Raw genomic sequence first — 22,334 nt, 5'->3', positions numbered from 1 at the left:
GTTACTCCGGCAGCGCGGGGGCGGCCAGCAGTTGCTCGATGGTCGGCCTATCCACGCGGGCCAGGTCGTCCTGGTATTTGAGCAGCACGCCCAGCGTGTCCTGCACGGACTGCGGATCCAGCTCCGTCACGTTCAACGCCGCCAATGCACGGCACCAGTCGATGGCCTCGGCAATGCCCGGCGCCTTGAACAGGTCGATGCCGCGCAGGCGGTGCACGAAATCGACGGCGCGCTGTTGCAGGCGGGCGGCGGTTTCGGGGGCGCGCTGCGCCACGATCTGCAGCTCCCGCGCCTTGTCGGGATAGCCGATCCATTGATACAGGCAGCGCCGCTTGAGCGCGTCGTGCACCTCCCGCGTGCGGTTGGACGTCATGATGACCAGCGGAATCACCTGCGCGCGCACCGTGCCGAATTCGGGAATCGACACCTGAAAGTCGGACAGCAGTTCCAGCAGAAACGCCTCGAACGGCTCGTCGGCGCGGTCGATCTCGTCGATCAAGAGAACGCGCGGTGTGTCGGGATGGAGTAGGTCGGGCAGCAGCGCCTGCAGCAGCGGCCGCTTGAGGAGAAATTCGTCGCGGTAGAGGGTGTCGGCGCGGGGCTTCTCACCGGCGGCCTCGGCCAGGCGCAGCGCCATGATCTGGCGCGGGTAGTCCCATTCGTAGAGCGCGCTGGCGGTGTCGAGCCCCTCGTAGCACTGCAGCCGCAGCAGCGACGTGCCGAGCAGCCCCGCCGCCGCCTTCGCCAGCTCCGTCTTGCCGACGCCGGGCTCGCCCTCCAGAAACAGCGGCCGCTGCATGCGCAGCGCGAGGAACAAGGCCGTGGCCAGCTCGCGGCCGGCGAAATAGCCCTGACCTTGCAGTTGCGCGATGCAGTCGTCGATGGAATCGACCGGCATGCCGTTCCTTGGGCGGTGCGCTCAATGATGGTGCGCCAACGCCTGCTCAACCGCGCGCGCCGTCAATACCGGAATGAGGTGCGCCCGATATTCCGGCGAGGCATGCAGATCGCCCACCAGATCGTCGGCCGGCACCACCACCTTGCGCGCCGCTTCCGATGTAAAGCTGGCCGCCAGCGCCAGCTCCAGCGGCGTGCAACGGAACACGCACGGCGCCGCGCCCGTCACCGCCACGCGCACGTTGTTGCCCTTGCGGCTGATGAACACGCCCACCAGCGCAAAGCGCGACGCGGGGTTGCGGAATTTCACGTAGGCCGCCTGGTCCGGCACCGGAAACTGCACCTCGGTGATGAGTTCATCTGCAGCCAGCGCGGTCTCATACATGCCAAGGAAGAAATCGTCCGCCGCGATGTTGCGCCGCTCGGTGACGACGGTGGCGTTCAGGCCGAGCACAGCGGCCGGGTAGCACGCGGCCGGGTCGTTGTTGGCAAGTGACCCGCCGAGCGTGCCCATGGCGCGCACCTGCTTGTCGCCGATGCCGCTGGCCAGTTCGCCCAGCGCGGGCAGCATGCGGGCGATCTCGGCGCTGTCGGCCACATCGGCATGGCGTGTGGCTGCGCCCACCGTAATCACGCCCGGCTGCGTGCGAATGCCTGACATGCCCGGAATGCGCGTGACATCCACCAGCGTTGACGGCTGCGCCAACCGCAGCTTCATCGCCGCCAGCAGGCTCTGGCCGCCGCCGAGGTACTTGGCGTCGGTGTGCGTCTTGAGCGCGGTGACGGCGGTCTGGGCGTCGGTGGCTTTCTGGTACTCGAAGTCGTACATGGTTCGCTCCTCTGCCTAGGCCTTGGCCGCTTGAATGGTCTGCCAGACGCGGTGCGGCGTCGCGGGCATCTGGATGTCTTTCACGCCCAGCGGCGCAAGCGCGTCGACGATGGCGTTGATCAGCGCCGGCGGCGAGCCGATCGCGCCCGCCTCACCGCAGCCTTTGACGCCGAGCGGGTTGTGCGTGCACGGCGTGCCCTTGGCGGTTTCCACGGTGAAGCTGGGCAGGTCGTTGGCGCGCGGCATGGCGTAGTCCATGTACGAGCCGGTCAGCAGCTGGCCGTTTTCGTCGTATACGCACGCTTCGAGCAGCGCCTGGCCGATCCCCTGACCAAGCCCGCCATGCACCTGGCCCTCGACGATCATCGGATTGATGATGTTGCCGAAGTCATCCACGGCAACGAAACGGTCGATGTGCACCTCGCCGGTGTCGGGGTCGACTTCCACCTCGCAGATGTACGCGCCGGCCGGGTAGGTGAAGTTGGTCGGATCGTAGAAAGCGTTTTCGTCCAGCCCGGGTTCGAGTTTGTCGAGCGGATAGTTGTGCGGCACGTACGCCGTGAGCGCGACTTCGCCAAACGTCTTGGTGCGGTCGGTGCCGGCCACGCGGAAGACGCCATCCTTGAACTCGATGTCTTCCGCCGATGCCTCCAGCAGATGCGCGGCAATCTTCTTGGCCTTGGCCTCGATCTTGTCGAGCGCCTTCATGATGGCCGAGCCGCCCACGGCAATCGAGCGCGAGCCGTACGTGCCCATGCCGAACGGAATGCGGCCGGTGTCGCCGTGCACGATCTCGATGTTGTCGATGGGCACGCCCAGGCGATCGGCCACCACTTGCGCGAACGTCGTCTCGTGGCCCTGGCCGTGGCTGTGCGAGCCGGTGAAGACGGTGACGGAGCCGGTCGGGTGCACGCGAATTTCGCCGGCTTCAAACAGGCCGGCCCGCGCGCCCAATGCCCCCGCGATGTTCGACGGCGCGAGCCCACAGGCCTCGATGTAGCAGGAATAGCCCATGCCGCGCAGCCGGCCCTTGGCGCGGGAGGCATCGCGTCGGGCGGCAAAGCCTTTCACGTCAGCCAGCTCGATGGCGCGGTCCAGGCACGGCTCGTAGTCGCCCGTGTCATACGTCAGGCCCACCGGCGTGGCATACGGGAACGTGCGGATGAAGTTGCGGCGGCGCAGTTCAGCCGGGTCGATCTGCAATTCGCGCGCAGCGGTTTCAACGAGCCGTTCGACCACATACGTTGCTTCCGGCCGCCCGGCGCCACGATACGCATCGACGGGCGCGGTGTTCGTGAAGACCGCTTTCACCTCGGCATAGATGGCTGGCGTCTTGTACTGGCCGGCCAGCAACGTTGCATACAGGATGGTCGGCACGCTGCTGGCAAACGTCGACAGATACGCGCCCATGTTGGCCGTCGTATGCACGCGCATGGCGAGGAAATTGCCCTGCGCATCGAGCGCCAGTTCCGCATGCGTGACGTGGTCGCGGCCATGCGCATCGGTCAGGAAGGATTCGGAGCGCTCGGCCGTCCACTTGATCGGTCGGCCGACCTTTTTCGATGCCCACGTGAGCGCCACGTCTTCCGGGTACAGGAAGATCTTCGAGCCGAACCCGCCGCCCACATCCGGCGCAATCACGCGCACCTTGGCTTCGGTCAGCCCCAGCACGAATGCCGACATCAGCAGGCGTTCGACGTGCGGGTTCTGGTTGGCAACGTAGAGCGTGTAGCTGTCGTCCTGGCGCGAATAGCTGGCGTTGACGGCGCGCGGCTCGATCGCATTCGGGATCAGCCGGTTGTTGACGATGTCGAGCTGCGTCACGTGCGCGGCCTTGGCAAACGCCGCATCGGTGGCGGCCTTGTCGCCGTGGCCCCAGGTGTAGCAGGTGTTGTTGGGCACGTCGTCGTGGACGGCGGTGCCGGCGGTATCGGCGGTGGCGGTGTCGACCACGGCGCGCAGTTCGTCGTATTCGACGTCGATCATCTCGACCGCATCTTTGGCGATCTTCACCGATTCAGCCACCACCAGCGCGACCTGGTCGCCCACGTGGCGCACCTTGCCTTGCGCGAGCACGGGGTGGGGCGGCTCCTTCATCGGCGTGCCGTCAATGCTGTGGATGAGCCAGCCGCACGGCAGGCCGTTCACCTTGTCGGCAGCGAGGTCGTCGCCCGTGAGCACGGCCAGCACGCCCGGATGATTGCGTGCCGCCTCCGCATTGATGTGCTTGATGCGGGCGTGCGCATACGGCGAGCGCAGGAACACCGCGTAGGACTGGTGCGCCTGGACAACGTCGTCCGTGTACTGCCCGGCGCCCGTCAGGAAGCGGAAGTCTTCCTTGCGCTTGACGGCCGCGCCGATCAGGTGGTTGTTGGGTTCTGCGGGAGCGTTCATGGTGGTCTCCTCGCGTGGGTCAGGCGGCGTGGGCCCGCGCCGCGGCCAGGCTCTGCAGCGAGGCATCGTCGCCTTCGGCTGCGGCCATGGCTTCGGCACCATGCATGACGGCGCGCACGATGTTGTGATAACCCGTGCAGCGGCAGAGATTGCCGTCGAGCTGCTCGCGCACCGTGTGTTCATCGGGATGCGGATGCTGCGCAACCAACGCCGTCGCCGCCATCACCATGCCGGGCGTGCAGAAGCCGCATTGCAGGCCGTGGCATTGGCGAAAGGCTTCCTGCATCGGGTGCAGCGCACCATCTTTCGACAGGCCTTCGATGGTCGTCACCTCGGCGCCATCGGCCTGCACGGCCAGGATGTTGCACGACTTCACTGCGCGCCCGTTCATGTGCACCGTGCACGCACCGCATTGCGCGGTATCGCAGCCGACGTGCGTGCCGGTGAGGCGAAGGTGCTCGCGCAGCAATTGGACCAGCAGGGTATGGGGTTCGACACTGACGGTGACAGGCGCACCGTTGACCGACAGCTTGAGGCTGATCGCCATGGGAGTCTCCTTGGGGGATGGGCGCCGGGTGCCATGCTGTGCGTCTCCCTGGCTGTGAAGACGTGCGCGTGGTCTGGATATCGGTGGTCGCGGCTTTACTCAGTAAAGCACAGGCTAAACAGAAGACAACCGCTGGGCGGCCAGAGCGTCGGAGGCGTCAGGGCGATGCTGCGGCATGCAACAACCCATACAAATGCCGCAGAAATGACAAAGGGCCGGAATCCGGCCCTCGATTGGCACCAGGCGGTCATGACCTGGCGGGTGTGGCGGCGGGTGTGATGACACACGGCCGGCGCACGGTGCTACTGAAACTACGATTGCTATATACAGCTAGCTTGGGCACACGCCCATCGACAATAGCGCGGCGGGTTAGGCCTTGGCGGTGCGTTGCGTGCCGAACAGGTTCGCGATTGCCGAGAAGAACTGGGCGAACGAGAACGATTGGCCGCTCGGACGGCGATAGTAGTAGATACCTTCGGACATTTCGCGCTCGATCAGTTCGCGTTCGAGTTGATCGGTCAGCTTCAGGTCGTTCGTGTTTTGCATGATTGGCCTCTTAGGGAAATCCCGGTTAGGGAATACCCTGACTATACACCAGATGATGCAATGCACCATACGTAGGCTTACGTATGCACCCCTTTTGCGCCGTCTCCCGTTGCTCCGCCACCACGCTTGCGTTGCGCCGCACCAATGTGGTGCGGACATCGCTTATTTGACTGGAATGGGCTGGCTGGCCGGGATCGGCACCGCCGTCACGCTGTTCTTCGGGCTGCCCGAAATGACCTTGTCCGAATACGTCAGATAGACCAGCACATTGCGTTTGCGGTCGACCGTGCGCACCACGTGCAGCGTCTTGAAGACGAGCGACAAGCGCTGCGTGAACATGTCGTCCTGCTGGGGCAGCGGCTTGGCGAAGCTGATCTCGCCGACCTGTCGGCAGGCCACCGCGGCCTCGCTCACGTCTTCGGCCACGCCCAGCGTCCCCTTGATGCCGCCGGTGCGGGCCCGCGAGACATAGCAGGTCACGCCCTGCACGAGCGGGTCGTCAAAGGCTTCGATGACGATCTTGTCGGAGCCGGTGATGCGGAAATTGGTGCTGACGCTGCCGATGTCCTCGGCGCGGGAGCATCCGACAGTGCTCAGAGCGAGCGCGGCAATCAAGAGGGGGAATTTGGTGAACGGGCGCATGGCTTTGCGTTGGTAAAAAGAGGGTTTGTCAGTCAGAGCAGCGATTCGGGCGGCCAGGATGCCGCGGCCTCGTCTACGAAGGTGGGCCGCATGTCGGTGTGCTGGCGGGAATGCTCTATGCGGCGGTGCAGGGCATCCATGAAAACCTTGACCTTGGCGGGCATCAGGCGACGGCCCGGGAAGACGGCATACACGCGCATCGGCGGAGATTGGAAATCGGTCAGCACCTCTTGCAGCGTGCCCGAAGCGATCAGCTCGGTTGCGAACACGGACGTGATGCGCGCAACGCCCAGGCCGGCAATGGCGGCCTGCATGCGCAATTCGCTATTGGAGGTGCGCATGCGGAAGTCGAGCGGCAGGTTGATCGTTTCGCCGCCGGGCGTGCGGAACTGCCATTCGGCTTCGTTGGAGGTGCCGAGGCAGGGCCAGTCGGCGAGCTGATCTGGGTGCGTCAGCGGCCCGAGGCGTTCCAGCAATTGTGGGGCGACGACCACCGCGCGGCGCAGATCGAAGACGCGCTGGGCGACGAGGCCGGAATCAGGCAGCGGCCCGCGCGGCACGGTCAGCATGATGTCGTAGCCCTGGGCGAGCGGGTCGATCTGACGCGGCGCAACGTCCACTTCGATGCGCAGGCTGGTGTGCTCGCGCATGACTTCCAGCACCACTTCGGCGAGCTGCCGGGCGGCGAATTCGTAGGGCATGGCGATGCGCAATGTGCCGGCGGGCGACTGGAACGTCGCTGCGGCGTCTTCCGAAACTTCGCGCAGCCGCTGGAACAATGGTCCGGCGTCGCGCAGCAGGGCTTCGCCGGCGTCGGTCAGGCGCAGGCGGCGCGTGCTGCGCTCGAACAGGCGTACGCCCATCTTGCCTTCCAACCGCGACACCGCTGTGCTGACCGACGACTTGGGCAACCCCAGCCGATCGGCCGCGCGCGTGAAGCTGCCGAGCGTGGCCACGGTGCAAAAAGTGTCCCAGTCGTTCCAGTCGGTCGTTCGCATAATTGAACAATGAATTTGTTGGCAGGCGATTTCCGCCGGTTTCGCGGCAAATTACCATCCCTGCATGAACACGCCAAGCACAGACCACACGGTTTCTCCACCGCCTGCACCACGCAAACCCGCTGCCGAGTCGACCGTCGGCAGCCGGATGGAACTGCGCATGGTGGGCATGGTGATCGGCCTGGCGACGGGCGTGGACTACATGTCCAACCTGATGTTTTCGATTGCCGGACCGCATATCGAAGGTGGGGTGCTGGCGTCGCAGGATGTGTATCTCTGGGCCGTGACGGCGTATGCGGCCGCGGCCAGCCTGGCGATTCTGGTGATGGGCCGGCTGGCCGATCACATGACGTATCGCAGGCACACGCTGCTGTCGCTGCTGGTGTTCATTGCCGGCACGCTGATGTGCGCCGCGGCCGAGGGCGGCACGATGCTGATTGTCGGCCGGGCGGTGCAGGGGTTCGGCGGCGGCCCGATGTTGTCGACTTCACGCATCTTTGTGCAGCACAGCCCCGCGCACGAACGCCGGACGATGATGAAGGGCATGATCTACGGCATCTTCGGGCTGAGTTGCGTGTCGCCGATGCTGTCGGCGGCGCTCACCGAACAATTCGGCTGGCGCGCCATCTTCGTCGCGCAGTTGCTGGTGGCCGTGGTGGTGTGTGGGCTGGTGGCGGCGTTCTATCCGCATCCGCAGATGCACGAGCGCAAGGGCGATTTCGCCTCGCTCGACTGGCCCTCGGCCATCGCGTTTGGGCTGGCGGCGCTGATTGCGCTGCACGGCTTTCAGCAGGCGCGGTTCATTCACCCCGACGGTTCTCCCGCGCAGGTGGTGCCGATCATTGCGGTGGTGGCGCTCATCCTCTGGGTCGGCATTCGCCAGACGGGCCATCCGTTGCCGTGGGTGGACTTGCGGGCCACGCTGCAGCGGCGCTTCCTGATGGGCATGGTGTTCTACGCCATCTATTACATGTTTGCGAGCGCCTGGGGCTTTCTCTCGTCGAGCCTGCTGCAGAACGGTCTGGGCTTTCGCTACGAAACCACCGCGCAGCTGATGAGCCTGGGCGGCTTGGTGACGGTGGCGCTAGGCATCCTGAACTTTCAGCTGACCAATGTGCTGCCGACCAAGCGCGTGTTGATTTCCATCGGTTTTGTGCTGATGGCGACTGCGCTGCTGTGGATGTCGCATGTGGCCATGCCGGGCGCGTCGGTGGCGGCGGTAGCGCCGGGGTTCATGATCGAAGGCATGGTCGGGATGTTCGTGGTGATCCAGGTGGCGGGGCTGACTTACGTGGATCTGCCGGCCAAGGATTTTGGCCATGCCTATCAGTTCAAGGGAATCATGCGAGCCTGGGCGCAGGCCTTTGGGACGATGGGGGCGACGTTGTTGCTGCAGCGCGGGCAGGCGCAGCACCGCACCGACCTGGTCGGGCATGTGAGCGCGCTGACGCCGGCCTGGCAGTGGCCGCATGCGTTGCAGGGTTCTGAGTTGATTCGGATTTCGGCGGAGATTGATCGGCAGGCCACGTTGTTGGCGGTGGGGGATTTGTTTGCCTGGGGCGCGGTGGTGGCGTTGGGGTGTGCGGGGGGGATTTGGTTGCAGCGGTCATTGCGGTGAGAGTGCTGTGGGCCGGGTGTTTCGTCCCTGGCGGGACGACTTACTTTCTTTGTCTTGCCAAAGAAAGGTAAGCAAAGAAAGGCGCGCCCGAGATGGCGACTTCCCCTTGAATTTATGTCGCAGGGAGGGGAAGGAGGCAAACTCGCTGCGCTCAGACAGGCCTCCTTCCTTTTTCCTCCCTGCAACAGAAATTCAAGGCGCCATCTAGGGCAGGGTACGGCCACACCGTCTGGCGGCCTGCGTTGTCGCCGTCTGTTGTGCAGGCTTGGCTCAATCCAGCTTCTGTTCCGGCGCTGTGGCTTGCGGCATCTTGCAGTTGAAGGCGGGCGCCTCGTCTTGCAGGTCCAGGTGGTTCATCAGCGTGGGGGCCAGGACCTTGAGCACTTGAACGGTCAGTGCGCTGGTGAATTTGTATTTGGCGGCGTCGGCGCCGGCCACGTAGGCGACGACGGTGCCGAAGTAGCGGTCTCCCAGGTAGAAGACGAAGGCGCCAGAGCGGCTGACGACCCGTTCTGAGATGAGGCCGCCGCCGCGGCTGAAGGTTTTGAAGCGGTTGTCGCCGGTGCCGGTTTTGCCGCCGATGGCGATGGGTTTGCCGTCCTTCTGGACGAACGTGCCGGAGATGCGCTTGGCGGTGCCGCCTTCGACGACGCCGGCCAGCGCGGATTTGACCAGGGGCGGAATCTCGGGCGGCAGCACGCGTTCTCCGGCGTTGGGATCGCGGCAGAGCATGACTTCGTAAGGGGTGTTGGCGGCAAAGCGCAGACGGTCGATGCGCACGCTGGGCAGGCGGATGCCGTCGTTTTCGATGATGCCCATCAGCTCCGCCAGCGATGCCGGCCGGTCTGCCGACGCGCCGATGGCGGTTCCGTATGACGGCACCAGCGATTCGAACGGATACCCCAGCCGCTTCCACATGGCGTGAATCTGCTGGAACGCTTCGATCTCCAGCATCTGCTTGATGCGCTTGTCTTGCGCGCCCTTGCGGTGCGATTGCAGCAGCCATTTGTAGACGGACAAGCGCTCATCGGCGCTGGCCTCGTTCACCTGCGCGAGCGTGGCTTGCGGATGGGTGCGCAGATACGCCACCAGCCACAGCTCCAGCGGATGCAGCTTGGCGATGTAGCCGCGGTCGGCAAGATCGAAGCGCTGGACGGAATACTTCTCATACAGGTTGGTGAGTTCCGCCTCATCCAGCTTTGCGCCGGGCAGGTAGCTGCGGATGAACGCGGCGAGTTTGCCGGGGCCGGCTTCGGGGTCGATGCTGCGATAGATCGTGGCCAGCCGCACCGGCGTCGCGCGCGTGCTTTGCACCAGGATGGCTTCGCGCTCCTGGTCGGTCTTGCCTTTGTACTTGGCGTAGAAACGGCCCATGAAGAGCTTGCCTTCGCGATCGGCAAAGCGCCGCAGGTAAATCTGCCGCTGCGGAGACTCCGGATTGGTCAGCGCCTCGGCGCCGGCATTGGGCAACTGGTGCTGAAAGTAGCGCGAGATGTCGCGCATGATCCGGACGAAGACGAGGTTGACGGAGTGCTTGAGCCCCTCGCGCACCGTGAAGTTTTGAGTGCCTTCCCATTTCTCGAAGTTTTCGAAACTCTGCATGCCGCCGCCGGTGGCAAACCACTCGCCGGCGTTGCCGGAGTATTTGCGCTCCATCGATGCATCGAGCATCGCCGCGAGCGAGCGGTCTTGCGTGTGGGCGAGGTAATCGACGGCCCAGCGCTCGATCGGGTTCTGCACGGGAATATTGACCTTGCGCAGCGCCGCCACAGGTTGATCGGCGTAGCGCTTGTGCAACTCGGCCACGATCTGCAGATACGTCACGAGCGTGCGCAGCTTGGCCGTGGAGCCCAGATCGAGCTTGACGCCTTCGTTGATGTCGAAGGGCTTGTCGAACGTATCGGCTTGCACCAGCACGCGGTTGCCACCCGGCGCGCGTTCGTAGAGCGTGAAGCTGTAGGTCACGCCGCGCGGGTCGCCGCGCTCCAGCATCATGTCGCCGACGAGGCCGGCGGCCTTGGCGTTGGCCGGGTCGCGCAGCTTGCGCAGTTCGGCGGAAACATCGCGCTGCAACGGCGCATCGAGCGTGCTGCTGGCGGTCAGGTCGAGCCGGTCGAGCGCATACATGCGCGAGATGCCGAGCATGCCCGCCAGATTCACGCGTACGGCGTTTGTGCCTTTGTGCTCCAGCGGCGGAGGCGGCACGCGCGTGTTCAGCGCCTGCTGCTTGAGCGATTGCGCAATCGCCGCATCGCGCAGCGCGGGCGGGATCACGCCGGAGGCCGCCAGCACACGCAGGTAGGCGTTGGTCAACGTTTCCAGTTCATCGAGATTCTCGAGGTAATACGAAGGCCGCCGCTGCGAGACGAGCAGGCTCAACGCCTCCTTGTAAGCCAGCGCACGGTCTGGGAGGGGCGCCGTCGATTGAGCCGCGAGCAGCGCATTCACCTGGGCGAAGTCGCGCCCGTACCAGACCCACAGCGCATCGCCAATGCCCTGAATCTCGCCAAAGCCGGCGCGCGCGCCCAGCGGAACGGTGTTCAGGTAATCGACCGCGAGTTGATGGCGGGCGGCAGTGGTGTCTTCGCCGTTCAGGTAGGCGCGGGCAGATGCGGAGAACATCTGACGCAGCTTTTCGCTGGGCGATTCGGTGCGGCCTTCGGGCGAGTGGCGATACTTTTCGATCTGCGTGGCGAGCGTGCTGCCGCCGGGCGATTCATGCGCCGGATTGACGACATGCAGGGCGCGGTCCCACACCGCACGCGCGAGGCGCGACCACTCCACGGCCGGATTGCGCTTCGGGTACTCGGTCTGCAGCAGCGTGCGGTTTTCAATCGCCAGCAGCGAGTTCACCAGCAGCGGCGGCACCGACGCAAAACTGTCATATACGCGTTCAGGGTGTCGCACGCGGTAGATCGGGCGGCCGTCGTCGTCGAGCAGCTCCAGGCCGGCCTGGTCCTTCTCGCGATAGGGCGGGTTCATGCCGCTGTCCATGCGCGCGACCATCTCTTTGGATGGCACGGCCTGCTGCGCGACGATGTAGCCGCGCGAGCGCAGGCGGTCCAGAAACGTGGGGAGGTCGTGATAGCCGAGCCGCTCGTCGTAAGGGCCGGAGTTCGGATAGCGGGCCGACGTGTTCGGCCCCGGCTTGACGGGAAAGGTTTGCGATTGCGCCAGGTGCGCGAAGTAGCGGGCCTGCCAGGCGGAGGTGCGGAATTCGTGAGCGACAAGCAAGGCGGCCACCGCAAGCACCAGCGCCACGACGAGGGCCAACTTGATGATGATGGGGCGGCGTATTCTTTTCACTCGCTTGCGCTCCAATCGCAGGCGAACGGGCGCCTTGCTTCAATCTAGCCCATGCGGCCGTCGTGTCCAGCGGCTTGTAACTTTGGGGCCGCCGTTGCAAGCCTTACGAGGGTGCGTAATACGGAATCTTCTGCTCGTCGTACAACCGATACGTCAGCGCCAGCATGGCGCGGATGTCTTCAGACTCGTCGAGCAGGCGCGTGCTGAAGATGATGGGCGAGACCAATTGCGGATCGTCGAGTTCCATGTAGCAGACATCTTCGCGCCGCAGGCCCGCCACACTGCGCGGCACCACCGATACGCCTTCGCCCGCAGCCACCAGCCCCAAGGCGATTTGCAATTCCCGTGCCTCGTAAATCTTGCTGGGTTCCAGCGCGCGATCGTGGAAGAGGGCGAGCACCTGGTCCGCATAACTCGGGCGCGGTGTGCGCGGGTAAATGATCAGCGTGTCGCCGACAAGGTCACGCAGCGAGGCGGTTGTCCTGCCGTCCAGCAGCGCATGGCCTGAGGGCAGCGCGACGATCAGTCGTTCATCACGCAGGAGGATCCGCCGCACGTTCGGGTCTTCGTAACGGATGCGGCCGAAACCGACGTCGATGCGGCCGTCCTTGAGCGCCTGGATCTGGTCCATCGTCGTCATTTCGTGCATCGTCAGATCGACCATCGGGTACTCCGCCCGAAAGCGCCGGATGACCTTCGGCAACATCCCGTACAGCGTTGAAGCCACGAAGCCGACCGACATGCGTCGCTCGATCTGGCCGACGCGTTGCGTCATCGACGCAAGTTCTGCCGTCTGCGCCAGCAATTGCCGCGCATGCGCGTGAAAAAAGCGGCCCGCTTCGGTCAACTTGAGGGGGCGGCTGCCGCGCTCGAACAGCAGCACGCCCACTTCCTCTTCCAACTGCTGAATCTGCCGCGAGAGCGGCGGCTGCGCGATGTGCAGCCGTTCTGCGGCGCGCGTGAAGTTCAGCTCTTCAGCAACGGCAACGAAATAGCGCAGGTGACGCAGCTCCATTTTTATACCTTTCAGGTATGAAACTGATACTAAATCGGTGTTGGACGCAGTAAATCGGGCTGCGTAATCTGGTTTCCACGTTGATAGCTGTTCTTCTGATACCTGGAAAACATGATTCGCTCGATCGAGGCCATTCTAGTGGATGTGCCCACCATCCGTCCGCACAAGCTGTCCGTCGCCACCATGCACACGCAGACGCTCGTCCTCGTGCAGGTGCGCTGCGAAGACGGTATCGAAGGCTGGGGCGAGGCCACCACCATTGGCGGCCTCAACTACGGCGAGGAGAGCCCCGAAAGCATCAAGGTCAACATCGACACGCACATTGCGCCGCTGCTGATCGGCATGGAGGCGCGCAATGTGGCGGCTGCCATGGCACGCGTGCGCAAGACCATCCAGGGCAACCGCTTTGCCAAGTGCGCGCTGGAAACGGCGCTGCTCGATGCGCAGGCCCGCCGGCTCGGCGTGCCGCTGTCGGAGCTGCTGGGCGGCCGCCTGCGCGATGCGCTGCCGGTGGCCTGGACGCTCGCCAGCGGCGACACCCGCAAGGACATTGCCGAGGCAGAAGCGATGCTCGCCGAGCGCCGCCATCGCATCTTCAAGCTGAAGATCGGCCTGCGCCCGGTGGCAGACGATGTGGCCCACGTATTGGCCATCAAGCGCGCGCTGGGCGACGCCGTGAGTGTGCGCGTGGACGTCAACCAGGCCTGGAGCGAACTGGACGCAGCCAATGGCATCGCCGCGTTGCAAGCCGGTGGCGTCGACCTGATCGAACAACCGGTGCGCGCAGAAAACCGCGCCGCGCTGGAGCGCCTGGCCCGCCAGTTCGCGGTGCCGATGATGGCCGACGAAGCCCTGCACGGTCCGCTCGACGCGTTTGAGCTGGCGTGCTGTGCCAGTGCCGATGTCTTCGCCGTGAAGATCGCGCAATCCGGCGGCCTTGTGGCGGCGATGCAGGTGGCAGCCATCGCGCAGCTGGCGGGCATCGGCCTGTACGGCGGGACGATGCTCGAAGGCGCGGTCGGCACGGCCGCATCGGCCCATGTGTTTTCCACCTTTGGCGAGCTGCAGTTCGGCACCGAGCTGTTCGGCCCGTTGTTGCTCACGCAAGAACTGCTGACCGAACCGCTGCAGTACCGCGACTTCATGTTGCAGGTGCCGACCCGCCCGGGGCTGGGCATCGACATCGATCAAGACAAGCTGGCACGCCTGCGCCGGCAATAAATCCAAAACGAACGAGACCAAAGGAGACCACGATGCTGTTCCACGTCCGCATGGATGTTCGCCTGCCGGCCGACATGCCCGCCGATGTCGCCAACGAGATCAAGGCGCGCGAGAAGGCCTATTCGCAGGATCTGCAGCGCAGCGGCAAGTGGCGCCACATCTGGCGCCTGGTTGGCGAGTATGCGAACGTCAGCATCTTCGACGTGCAGAGCAATGCAGAACTGCACGACATCCTGACGGCGCTGCCGCTGTTTCCGTACATGCAGATCGCCGTGACGCCGCTGTGCCGTCACCCGTCGTCAGTTCATGGCGACGATGCCTGAGACATTCCACATCCCCCCAGAAAACCACGAGGAGACACCCATCATGACCGCACGCGTATTCCAAACAAAAGAAGTGCAGGACCTGCTGAAGGCCGCCACCAACCTGGACGGCAAGGACGGCAACCCCCGCCTGAAGCAGGTCACCCATCGGCTGCTGGCCGACCTGTTCAAGGCCATCGACGACCTCGACATCACGCCGGACGAGGTCTGGGCCGGCATCAACTACCTGAACAAGCTCGGGCAGGACGGGGAAGCGGCATTGCTGGCGGCCGGCGTGGGCCTGGAGAAGTACCTCGACATCCGCATGGATGCTGCGGATGCGGCGCTGGGCATCAACGGCGGTACGCCGCGCACGATTGAAGGGCCCTTGTACGTTGCCGGCACAACGGTGCGCGATGGCGTGTCCAGGATCGACATCGATCCGGACCCAGCGGCAGGCCCGCTCGTCATTCACGGCACGGTGACGGGCCCGGACGGCAAGCCGGTGGCCGGCGCCGTGGTCGAGTGCTGGCACGCGAATTCGAACGGCTTCTATTCGCATTTCGACCCGACCGGCGCGCAGACCGCGTTCAACCTGCGGGGTGCCGTCAGGACCGGTGCCGATGGCCAATATGAATTCCGCACGCTCATGCCCGTCGGCTACGGCTGCCCGCCGCAAGGTGCCACGCAGCAACTGCTGAACGGCCTTGCCCGCCACGGCAACCGGCCGGCGCATGTGCACTTCTTCGTCACGAGCGACGGCCACCGCAAGCTGACGACGCAATTCAACATCGAAGGCGATCCGCTGATCTGGGACGACTTCGCCTATGCCACCCGCGAAGAGCTGATTCCGCACGTGGTGGAAAAAACCGGCGGGAGCGCGCTCGGCCTGAAAGCCGATGCGTACAAGGACATCGAATTCAACTTCGTGCTCACGCCGCTGGTTCAGGGCAAGGACAACCAGCGCGTGAATCGTCTGCGCGCTTCGGCCGAGGCCTGAGGCCGACTGCCTCACCGTGGAGACGACCATGTCCGCCTTGATCGACAAAGCCCGCGAACTGGACCAACTGCTGTCAACCGCCGTGGTGGATGACGAAGCGGCCGGCATTTACCGCTGCCGCCGCGACATCTTCACCCACCCCGATCTGTTCGCGCTGGAGATGAAGCACATCTTCGAGAACAACTGGGTGTATCTGGCGCACGAAAGCCAGATTCCAAACAACAACGACTACTACACCACGTGGATTGGCCGCCAGCCGATCGTCATCACGCGCGACAAGACCGGCGAGCTGCACGCGGTCATCAATGCGTGCGCGCACAAGGGTGCGATGCTGTGCCGCCGCAAGCACGGCAACAAGGGCAGCTTCACGTGTCCGTTCCACGGTTGGACGTTCTCCAACACCGGCAAGCTGCTGAAAGTGAAGGACGAAAAGACCACCGAGTATCCGGTGCAATTCAACACGCATGGCTCGCACGATCTCAAGAAGGTTGCGCGGTTCGAGAGCTATCGCGGCTTCCTGTTCGGCAGCCTCAACGCCGATGTGCAGCCGCTCGAGGCGTACCTTGGCGAAGCGCGCGTGATCATCGACCAGATCGTCGACCAGGCACCCGAAGGCCTGGAAGTGCTGCGCGGCAATTCTTCCTACGTCTATGACGGCAACTGGAAGATGCAGATGGAAAACGGCTGCGACGGCTACCACGTCAGCACCGTGCACTGGAACTACGCCGCCACGATGGGGCGACGCAAGGAAGGCGGCACGCAGGCCGTGGATGCAAACAGCTGGAGCAGGTCGGTGGCGGGCGTCTATGGCTTCGAGCATGGCCACATCCTGCTGTGGACGCAGACGATGAACCCGGAAGTGCGACCCGTCTATGCGCACCGTGACGAAATCAAGGCGCGCGTGGGTGAAACCCAGACCGATTTCATCGTCAACCAGACGCGCAACCTGTGCCTGTATCCGAACGTGTTCCTGATGGATCAGTTCAGCACGCAGATTCGCGTGGTACGGCCGATCAGCGTCGACAAGACCGAGGTCTCGATCTTCTGTTTCGCGCCGAAGGGCGAAAGCGCAACGGACCGCGCAACGCGCATCCGCCAGTACGAGGATTTCTTCAACGTCACCGGCATGGGCACCGCCGACGACCTGGAGGAATTCCGCGCCTGCCAAAACGGCTACGCCGGCACGACTGCGCTGTGGAACGACCTGTCACGCGGGGCGCCGCTGTGGGTGCACGGCCCCGACGAGAATGCAACGAAGATGGGATTGAAGCCCCTCATCTCTGGCGAGCGCAGCGAAGACGAAGGCCTGTTCGTCTGCCAGCACGAATACTGGGTGCGCATCATGCGTGAGGCGCTCAAGCACGAATGCGAAGGAGTGCCGGCATGAGCGCGGATTACCAGAACATCTGCGCCGCCCTGTACCGCGAGGCGCGCCTGCTGGACGATCGGCAGTGGGACGCGTGGCTCGACTGCTACGCCGAAGACGTCACGTACTGGATGCCCGCCTGGGATGACGACGACCAGCTGACCGACGATCCGCAGAGCCAGATTTCCTTGATGTACTACGCCAATCGCTGCGGGCTGGAGGATCGCGTCTTCCGCATCAAGACCGAGCGCAGCGGGGCCTCCACACCCGAGCCGCGAACGAGCCACACCGTCGCCAATGTCGAAGTCCTGGCCGAACGCGGCGATGAAGTCGACGTGCGCTACAACTTCCACACGCTCAGCCACCGGTACAAAACCACCGACCACTTCTTCGGCACGATGTTCGTTACCCTGCGCCGCGCGGGCGACGGCTTCCTGATCGCATCCAAGAAGATCGTCCTGAAGAACGACTACATCCGGCAGGTGCTCGACGTCTATCACGTCTGATGCGCACACCCGTATAGGACACGCAAGAGGCAGCGGAGGTATTCCATGTCCAGTTTCACAGTCGCACTGAATTTCGAGGACGGGGTGACCCGTTTCATCGATTGCAAAGCGGGCGAGAAGGTGCTCGATGCCGCCTTCCGCGCCAAGATCAACCTGCCGATGGATTGCTCCGACGGTGTGTGCGGAACCTGCAAGTGCCGCGCCGAAAGCGGAAGCTACGACCTCGGTGACGATTACATTGACGACGCCCTGAGCGAAGACGAGAAAAACACCGGCCTCGTCCTGACGTGCCAGATGGTGCCGCACAGCGATTGCGTGATCGCGGTGCCGACCTCGTCGACGGCCTGCAAAACGGGGCAGAGCGCTTTCGCCGCAACGGTGTCGAACGTCGAGCTGCACAACGATGCAGCGGTCGTTCTGGAACTGGACGTGGATGCCGAGGCGCCGGTGTTTCTGCCGGGCCAGTACGTCAACATCGGCGTACCGGGCAGCGGGCAGCACCGTTCGTATTCGTTCTCATCCGCGCCGGGCGAGTCGAAGATCAGCTTCCTCATCAAGAAAATTCCCGACGGCGTGATGAGCCGCTGGCTCGAAACCGCACAACCCGGTGACAAGCTCAACCTGCACGGCCCGCTGGGCAGTTTCTATCTGCGCGATGTGCAGCGGCCGCTGTTGTTCCTTGCCGGCGGCACGGGGCTGGCGCCGTTCCTGTCGATGCTTGAAGTGCTGGCGCGCGTCAACTCGCAGCAGAAGGTGCACCTGATTTATGGCGTGACGCGTGACCTCGACCTGGTGCAGGTCGATGCGATCGATGCCTATGCAGCGCGGCTGCCGAACTTCAGCTACGCCACGGTCGTCGCCGACGCCGCGTCGAATCATCCGCGCAAGGGCTGGGTGACGCAGCACGTGCCGGCCGATGCGCTGAACGATGGCGACGTCGACGTCTATCTGTGCGGGCCGCCGCCGATGGTCGATGCGGTGCGCAAGTACTTTGACGACGAAGGCGTAAAGCCGAGCAGCTTCTACTACGAGAAGTTCACGCCCAATGCAGTACCAGAGGCGAAGGCGGCATGAGCATGCAACGATTCTCAGGCAAAACCGTCGTCGTGACGGGGGCAGCGCAAGGTATCGGGCGCGGCGTGGCATTGGCTGCGGCAGAAGAGGGTGCCCAGGTGCTGCTGGTGGACCGGGCCGAGCTGGTCTACGAAGTGCAGGCCGAGATTGCTGCAGCGGGCGGCCAAGCCCACGCCACCACGGCGGATCTTGAAACCTACGCCGGCGCTCAACATGCCGTACAAACTGCGCTGGATGCCTTCGGCCGCATCGACGTGCTCATCAACAACGTCGGCGGCACGATCTGGGCGAAGCCGTATCAGCACTATGAAGAAGCGCAAATCGAAGCGGAGATCCGCCGCTCGTTGTTTCCCACGCTGTGGTGTTGCCGCGCCGTGCTGCCGCACATGGTGGAGCGCCGGCAGGGCGTGATCGTCAACGTGTCGTCGATTGCCACGCGCGGTATCTATCGGATTCCGTATTCGGCAGCCAAGGGCGGCGTGAACGCATTGACGGCCAGCCTCGCCATGGAGCACGCGCAGGACAACATTCGCGTCAACGCCGTCGCCACGGGCGGCACCGAAGCGCCGCCGCGGAAGATCCCGCGCAACACGGCGCCCATGTCGGAGCAGGAAGCAGTTTGGTATCAGGGCATCGTCGACCAGACCATTGCCAGCAGCCTGATGCGCCGCTACGGCACGATAGACGAGCAGGTAAAGGCGATTCTGTTTCTGGCGTCGGACGACGCGTCGTACATCACCGGGACGGTGTTGCCGGTGGGTGGCGGGGATCTGGGCTGAGCGCACCACCCGGCTCCCCAAACAAAAACGGCGCCGATGCGCCGTTTTTTTATGCCTTCGCGGGATAGCCGAACATTCGGCCGCGCCGTTCAGCCCAGGTACGAACCGGACTTGCCAACCACCTCTGCGTACGCGAGGTTGTCGTCCCAACCGTTACGGAGGAAATTGATGACCGCGCGCAGCAGCGATGTGCGGTTGGCGGCTTGAACTTGGATTTCGCCGGCGAACTTGGGGGTGAAATAGGCTTGCTGGACCATGATGTTCTCTCTCAGTGCGTGATCTAGGGTTTTCCCGAGTATAGGGTTATCCCTAGGGCTGAGCAATGAGGCAAAGCAAACCTGCGGTCCATTCTCAATATCACTCAATGTAAATAATCGGTGCGCTTGGCGCCCGCTCCGCGCCCGGCCCAGGCGAAATCGAACGACTCGTTATGTGACTTTTGGGGCATATTTTTCTGCGCTGGAAAAGATTTTTTAGCGGCACGTTCCGAGCAGGAGGTGGAAAATCCCAAGAAGAAGTGCGCTTCCTCGCCCATTATTCGTCTATATGTCGCCATTTTCTTTCAACGTGCGGGCTTGTTGTTTGATCCACATGCCCTCTACCATACGCCGCCGAATCCCCCGCTTCTGCTTCTGTTCCGAGGAGGCCTCGTATGGCGTATCCCCCAATCCCGGTGCCGGCCGACGGCGCGCCCAGCGCCAACACGGCGTGGCAGGCGCGCAGCCGCGCGGCCGTCTGGCATCCGTGCACGCAAAATGCGCGGCTCGATGCCATGCCGCCGCTGCCGATCGCGCGCGGTCAGGGGCCGTGGCTGATCGACTTTGACGGCAAGCGCTACCTGGACGGCACCAGCTCCTGGTGGGTCAACCTGTTCGGCCATGCGAATCCGCACATCAACGCGGCGCTGAAGACGCAGCTCGATTCACTGGAGCACGTCATGCTGGCGGGCGCGACGCACCGCCCGGCCGTGGAACTGGCCGAGCGCCTGATCGAGCTGACGGGCGGCGTGCTGGGCCACAGCTTCTTCGGCTCCGACGGCGCTTCTGCCGTGGAAATCGCGCTGAAGATGAGCTTTCACGCCCATCGCAATGCAGGGCAGGGCGCACGCAGCCGATTCGTCTGCCTGGAACACGGCTACCACGGTGAAACGCTCGGTGCGCTGGGCGTGACCGACGTGGCGATCTTCCGCGATGCGTACGACCCCCTGATTCTGCAATCGCATCGCGTGCCGTCCCCAGACGCGCGTCTGGCCGGCCCAGGCGAAACCGCCGCCGACGTAGCCGAACGCGCGCTGGCCGCACTGCGCGATTGCCTAAGCACCCACGCCGGCACCATCGCCGCCGTCATCATCGAACCGCTGGTGCAATGCGCGGCCGGCATGGCCATGCACGACGTGAGCTATCTGCGCGGCGTGCGTGCGCTGTGCGACGAATTTGGCGTGCACTGGATTGCGGATGAAATTGCCGTCGGCTGCGGCCGCACCGGTACGTTCTTCGCATGCGAGCAGGCTGGCGTGTGGCCGGACTTGTTGTGCCTCTCAAAGGGCATCAGCGGCGGTTATCTGCCGCTGTCGATCGTGCTGTCACGCGATGCCATCTACGACGCCTTCAACGACGATGCGCCGGTGCGCAGCTTCCTCCATTCGCATTCGTATACGGGCAATCCGCTCGCGTGCCGCGCGGCCCTCGCCACGCTCGATCTGTTTGCTGAAGAAGATGTCTTTGCGCGCAATCGCGTGACCGCGGCACGCATCGCCCAGGGGCTGGCGCCGCTGTCGCACGATGCGCGATTCGCCCATCTGCGGCAGACCGGGATGATTACCGCCTTCGACGTGCACCCCGACGTGGCCGGTGCACGCTTTGCCGAACGCTTTGCGCTGACGGCGCGCACGCACGGGCTGCTGCTGCGTCCCATCGGCAACACCGTCTATTTGCTGCCGCCGTATGTGCTGAGCGACGAAGAGACCGACACGCTGGTCGAGCGCACGCTGCAGACGCTTGAAGACACGCTCGCCCAAGCCACGGGCGAAACTGAAGGACACACCTATGCGATTGCTTGACGACCTGCAGGCCGGCCTCGACGCCATTGACGCCGCGCACCTGCGCCGCGTGCGCCGCACCGCGTACAGCCCGACCGACCGCAGCCAACGCATCAGCGTGCCCGGCGAAGAGCCGCGCGACATTCTGGGCTTTTGCGGCAACGATTATCTCGGCCTGGCAGCGCATCCCGCCTTGGCCGAGGCAATGACGCAGGCTACCCAGCAATATGGCTTTGGCAGCGGCGCATCGCACCTTGTCAGCGGCCATTCAATCGCGCACGCGCGGCTGGAAGCACGCATGGCGGCGCTGCAAGCCGCGCACATTCCCGAGGCGGACGCGCTGTTCTTCTGCACCGGCTACATGGCCAATCTGGCCGTGGTGAGTGCCATGGCGCAGGCCGGCGGCATCCGCCCGGCGGAGGATTGCACGATCTTTTCCGACGCGCTGAACCACGCCTCGCTCATCGACGGTGCGCGGTTGTCGCGGGCGCCGATCAAGGTCTATCCGCACGTCGACCTCGCTGCGCTGGAAGCGCTTCTGGCCGCGAGCACCAGTCGCAACAAGCTGATCGTCACGGATGGCGTGTTCAGCATGGATGGCGACATCGCGCCGCTGCCCGAACTGCTTGCGCTGGCCGAACGCTACGACGCCTGGCTGATCGTGGACGACGCCCATGGCCTTGGCGTGCTGGGCGAGAACGGCGCGGGTGTGCTGTCGCACTTCGGGCTGCGCTCGCAGCGCATCATCTATGTCGGCACGTTCGGCAAGGCGGCCGGCGGCTCGGGCGCGGCCATTGTCGGACATCGGCTGGTGATTGACTGGCTGGTGCAGCGCGCACGGACGTACATCTTCACCACGGCCACGCCGCCGGGCATCGCCTCTGCCGTGGAAGCCGCGCTGGACCTGATTGCAAGCGAGGAGGGCGCGGAACGTCGTGCCCGCCTTGACCGCCACATCGCCGTGTGGACTTCGCACGCGCAGCGGTTGGCTGCACGCTTCGGCTGGCGGTGGATGCCGTCGCCGACGGCCATCCAGCCGATCGTGATTGGAGAGAACGCACCCGCGCTTGAACTGGCCGCTGCGCTCGAACGCGAAGGCATCCGCATCGCCGCGATCCGCCCGCCGACGGTGCCGGCCGGAACGGCACGCCTGCGCATCACGCTGTCGGCGGCACATACCGATGCCGACATCGAGCGTCTGGCGCAGGCGCTGGAAGCGGCCGGCCAATCCCTCCAGCCCGCCAAGGCAGCCTGAC

General features: G+C 64.4%; 20 protein-coding genes. 10 read left to right on the top strand and 10 right to left on the bottom strand.

Annotated elements, in window-relative coordinates:
• Window position 1 precedes the first annotated feature (1 nt).
• From N511_RS0123450 to N511_RS0123420, 7 genes are all read right to left on the bottom strand, one after another.
• Complete coding sequence (locus N511_RS0123450; RefSeq protein ID WP_027681481.1) at window positions 2–898, bottom strand: AAA family ATPase; 897 nt, start codon at window positions 896–898, stop codon at window positions 2–4.
• 21 nt (window positions 899–919) lie between these two features.
• Window positions 920–1,726, bottom strand: coding sequence for an FAD binding domain-containing protein (locus N511_RS0123445; RefSeq protein WP_027681480.1), 807 nt, complete (start codon window positions 1,724–1,726; stop codon window positions 920–922).
• Between the two features lie 15 nt (window positions 1,727–1,741).
• Window positions 1,742–4,120 (bottom strand): xanthine dehydrogenase family protein molybdopterin-binding subunit, encoded by a 2,379-nt coding sequence (locus N511_RS0123440; RefSeq protein WP_027681479.1) that lies wholly within the window; start codon window positions 4,118–4,120, stop codon window positions 1,742–1,744.
• Between the two features lie 19 nt (window positions 4,121–4,139).
• Window positions 4,140–4,667, bottom strand: a complete 528-nt coding sequence (locus N511_RS0123435; RefSeq protein ID WP_012761956.1) for a (2Fe-2S)-binding protein — start codon at window positions 4,665–4,667, stop codon at window positions 4,140–4,142.
• Window positions 4,668–5,036: 369 nt separating this feature from the next.
• Window positions 5,037–5,213: a hypothetical protein gene (locus N511_RS25425; protein ID WP_180815273.1), complete on the bottom strand. Its 177-nt coding sequence runs from the start codon at window positions 5,211–5,213 to the stop codon at window positions 5,037–5,039.
• 162 nt (window positions 5,214–5,375) lie between these two features.
• Window positions 5,376–5,855 carry a CreA family protein gene (locus N511_RS0123425; RefSeq protein WP_027681478.1) on the bottom strand — a complete coding sequence of 160 codons (480 nt, stop codon included), beginning with the start codon at window positions 5,853–5,855 and terminating at the stop codon, window positions 5,376–5,378.
• Window positions 5,856–5,887: 32 nt separating this feature from the next.
• Window positions 5,888–6,853 carry a LysR family transcriptional regulator gene (locus N511_RS0123420; protein ID WP_027681477.1) on the bottom strand — a complete coding sequence of 322 codons (966 nt, stop codon included), beginning with the start codon at window positions 6,851–6,853 and terminating at the stop codon, window positions 5,888–5,890.
• 64 nt (window positions 6,854–6,917) lie between these two features.
• On the opposite strand from N511_RS0123420, the gene N511_RS0123415 reads away from it, so the two are divergent.
• Window positions 6,918–8,471 (top strand): MFS transporter, encoded by a 1,554-nt coding sequence (locus N511_RS0123415; protein ID WP_027681476.1) that lies wholly within the window; start codon window positions 6,918–6,920, stop codon window positions 8,469–8,471.
• A 270-nt stretch (window positions 8,472–8,741) separates the two neighbouring features.
• On the opposite strand, the gene N511_RS0123410 is transcribed toward N511_RS0123415, so the two are convergent.
• Together N511_RS0123410 and N511_RS0123405 are read right to left on the bottom strand one after the other, a co-directional pair.
• Entirely contained in the window at window positions 8,742–11,777 is a 3,036-nt protein-coding gene (locus tag N511_RS0123410; protein ID WP_027681475.1) for a transglycosylase domain-containing protein, read from the bottom strand.
• A gap of 103 nt (window positions 11,778–11,880) precedes the next feature.
• Entirely contained in the window at window positions 11,881–12,792 is a 912-nt protein-coding gene (locus tag N511_RS0123405) for a LysR family transcriptional regulator (protein WP_024975701.1), read from the bottom strand.
• Window positions 12,793–12,903: 111 nt separating this feature from the next.
• Here N511_RS0123405 and N511_RS0123400 point away from each other — a divergent pair, with 111 nt between their 5' ends.
• Genes N511_RS0123400 through N511_RS0123370 form a run of 7 tightly spaced genes read left to right on the top strand, consistent with a single transcriptional unit; the run spans window position 12,904 to window position 19,040 of the window.
• Window positions 12,904–14,013 (top strand): muconate/chloromuconate family cycloisomerase, encoded by a 1,110-nt coding sequence (locus N511_RS0123400; RefSeq protein ID WP_027681474.1) that lies wholly within the window; start codon window positions 12,904–12,906, stop codon window positions 14,011–14,013.
• A gap of 32 nt (window positions 14,014–14,045) precedes the next feature.
• Entirely contained in the window at window positions 14,046–14,336 is a 291-nt protein-coding gene (gene catC, locus N511_RS0123395) for a muconolactone Delta-isomerase (protein ID WP_027681473.1), read from the top strand.
• Window positions 14,337–14,379: 43 nt separating this feature from the next.
• A complete protein-coding gene (catA, locus tag N511_RS0123390) occupies window positions 14,380–15,315 on the top strand; it encodes a catechol 1,2-dioxygenase (RefSeq protein ID WP_027681472.1) in 936 nt (311 codons plus the stop codon).
• 28 nt (window positions 15,316–15,343) lie between these two features.
• Window positions 15,344–16,702: a Rieske 2Fe-2S domain-containing protein gene (locus N511_RS0123385; RefSeq protein WP_027681471.1), complete on the top strand. Its 1,359-nt coding sequence runs from the start codon at window positions 15,344–15,346 to the stop codon at window positions 16,700–16,702.
• Window positions 16,699–17,187, top strand: a complete 489-nt coding sequence (gene benB / locus N511_RS0123380) for a benzoate 1,2-dioxygenase small subunit (protein WP_027681470.1) — start codon at window positions 16,699–16,701, stop codon at window positions 17,185–17,187. Before N511_RS0123385 ends, benB begins: the two co-directional genes overlap by 4 nt.
• A 45-nt stretch (window positions 17,188–17,232) precedes the next feature.
• Window positions 17,233–18,261: a benzoate 1,2-dioxygenase electron transfer component BenC gene (gene benC, locus N511_RS0123375; RefSeq protein WP_027681469.1), complete on the top strand. Its 1,029-nt coding sequence runs from the start codon at window positions 17,233–17,235 to the stop codon at window positions 18,259–18,261.
• The gene (locus N511_RS0123370; RefSeq protein WP_027681468.1) at window positions 18,258–19,040 is read left to right on the top strand and encodes a 1,6-dihydroxycyclohexa-2,4-diene-1-carboxylate dehydrogenase; all 783 of its coding nucleotides are present in this window, start codon (window positions 18,258–18,260) and stop codon (window positions 19,038–19,040) included. The genes benC and N511_RS0123370 overlap by 4 nt, the downstream gene beginning before the upstream one ends.
• Window positions 19,041–19,129: 89 nt before the next feature.
• On the opposite strand, the gene N511_RS25420 is transcribed toward N511_RS0123370, so the two are convergent.
• Window positions 19,130–19,297: a hypothetical protein gene (locus tag N511_RS25420; protein ID WP_197032069.1), complete on the bottom strand. Its 168-nt coding sequence runs from the start codon at window positions 19,295–19,297 to the stop codon at window positions 19,130–19,132.
• A gap of 395 nt (window positions 19,298–19,692) precedes the next feature.
• On the opposite strand from N511_RS25420, the gene bioA reads away from it, so the two are divergent.
• Together bioA and bioF are read left to right on the top strand one after the other, a co-directional pair.
• Window positions 19,693–21,099: an adenosylmethionine--8-amino-7-oxononanoate transaminase gene (gene bioA / locus N511_RS0123360; protein ID WP_027681467.1), complete on the top strand. Its 1,407-nt coding sequence runs from the start codon at window positions 19,693–19,695 to the stop codon at window positions 21,097–21,099.
• Complete coding sequence (gene bioF, locus N511_RS0123355) at window positions 21,086–22,333, top strand: 8-amino-7-oxononanoate synthase (protein ID WP_027681466.1); 1,248 nt, start codon at window positions 21,086–21,088, stop codon at window positions 22,331–22,333. Before bioA ends, bioF begins: the two co-directional genes overlap by 14 nt.
• The last annotated feature ends 1 nt before the right edge of the window (window position 22,334 follow it).

It is taken from the genome of Ralstonia sp. UNC404CL21Col (assembly GCF_000620465.1).
GTDB lineage: Bacteria > Pseudomonadota > Gammaproteobacteria > Burkholderiales > Burkholderiaceae > Ralstonia > Ralstonia flatus.
The sequence above is the reverse complement of the archived record's forward strand: the minus strand, read 5'-3'. Positions and strand labels throughout refer to the sequence as shown.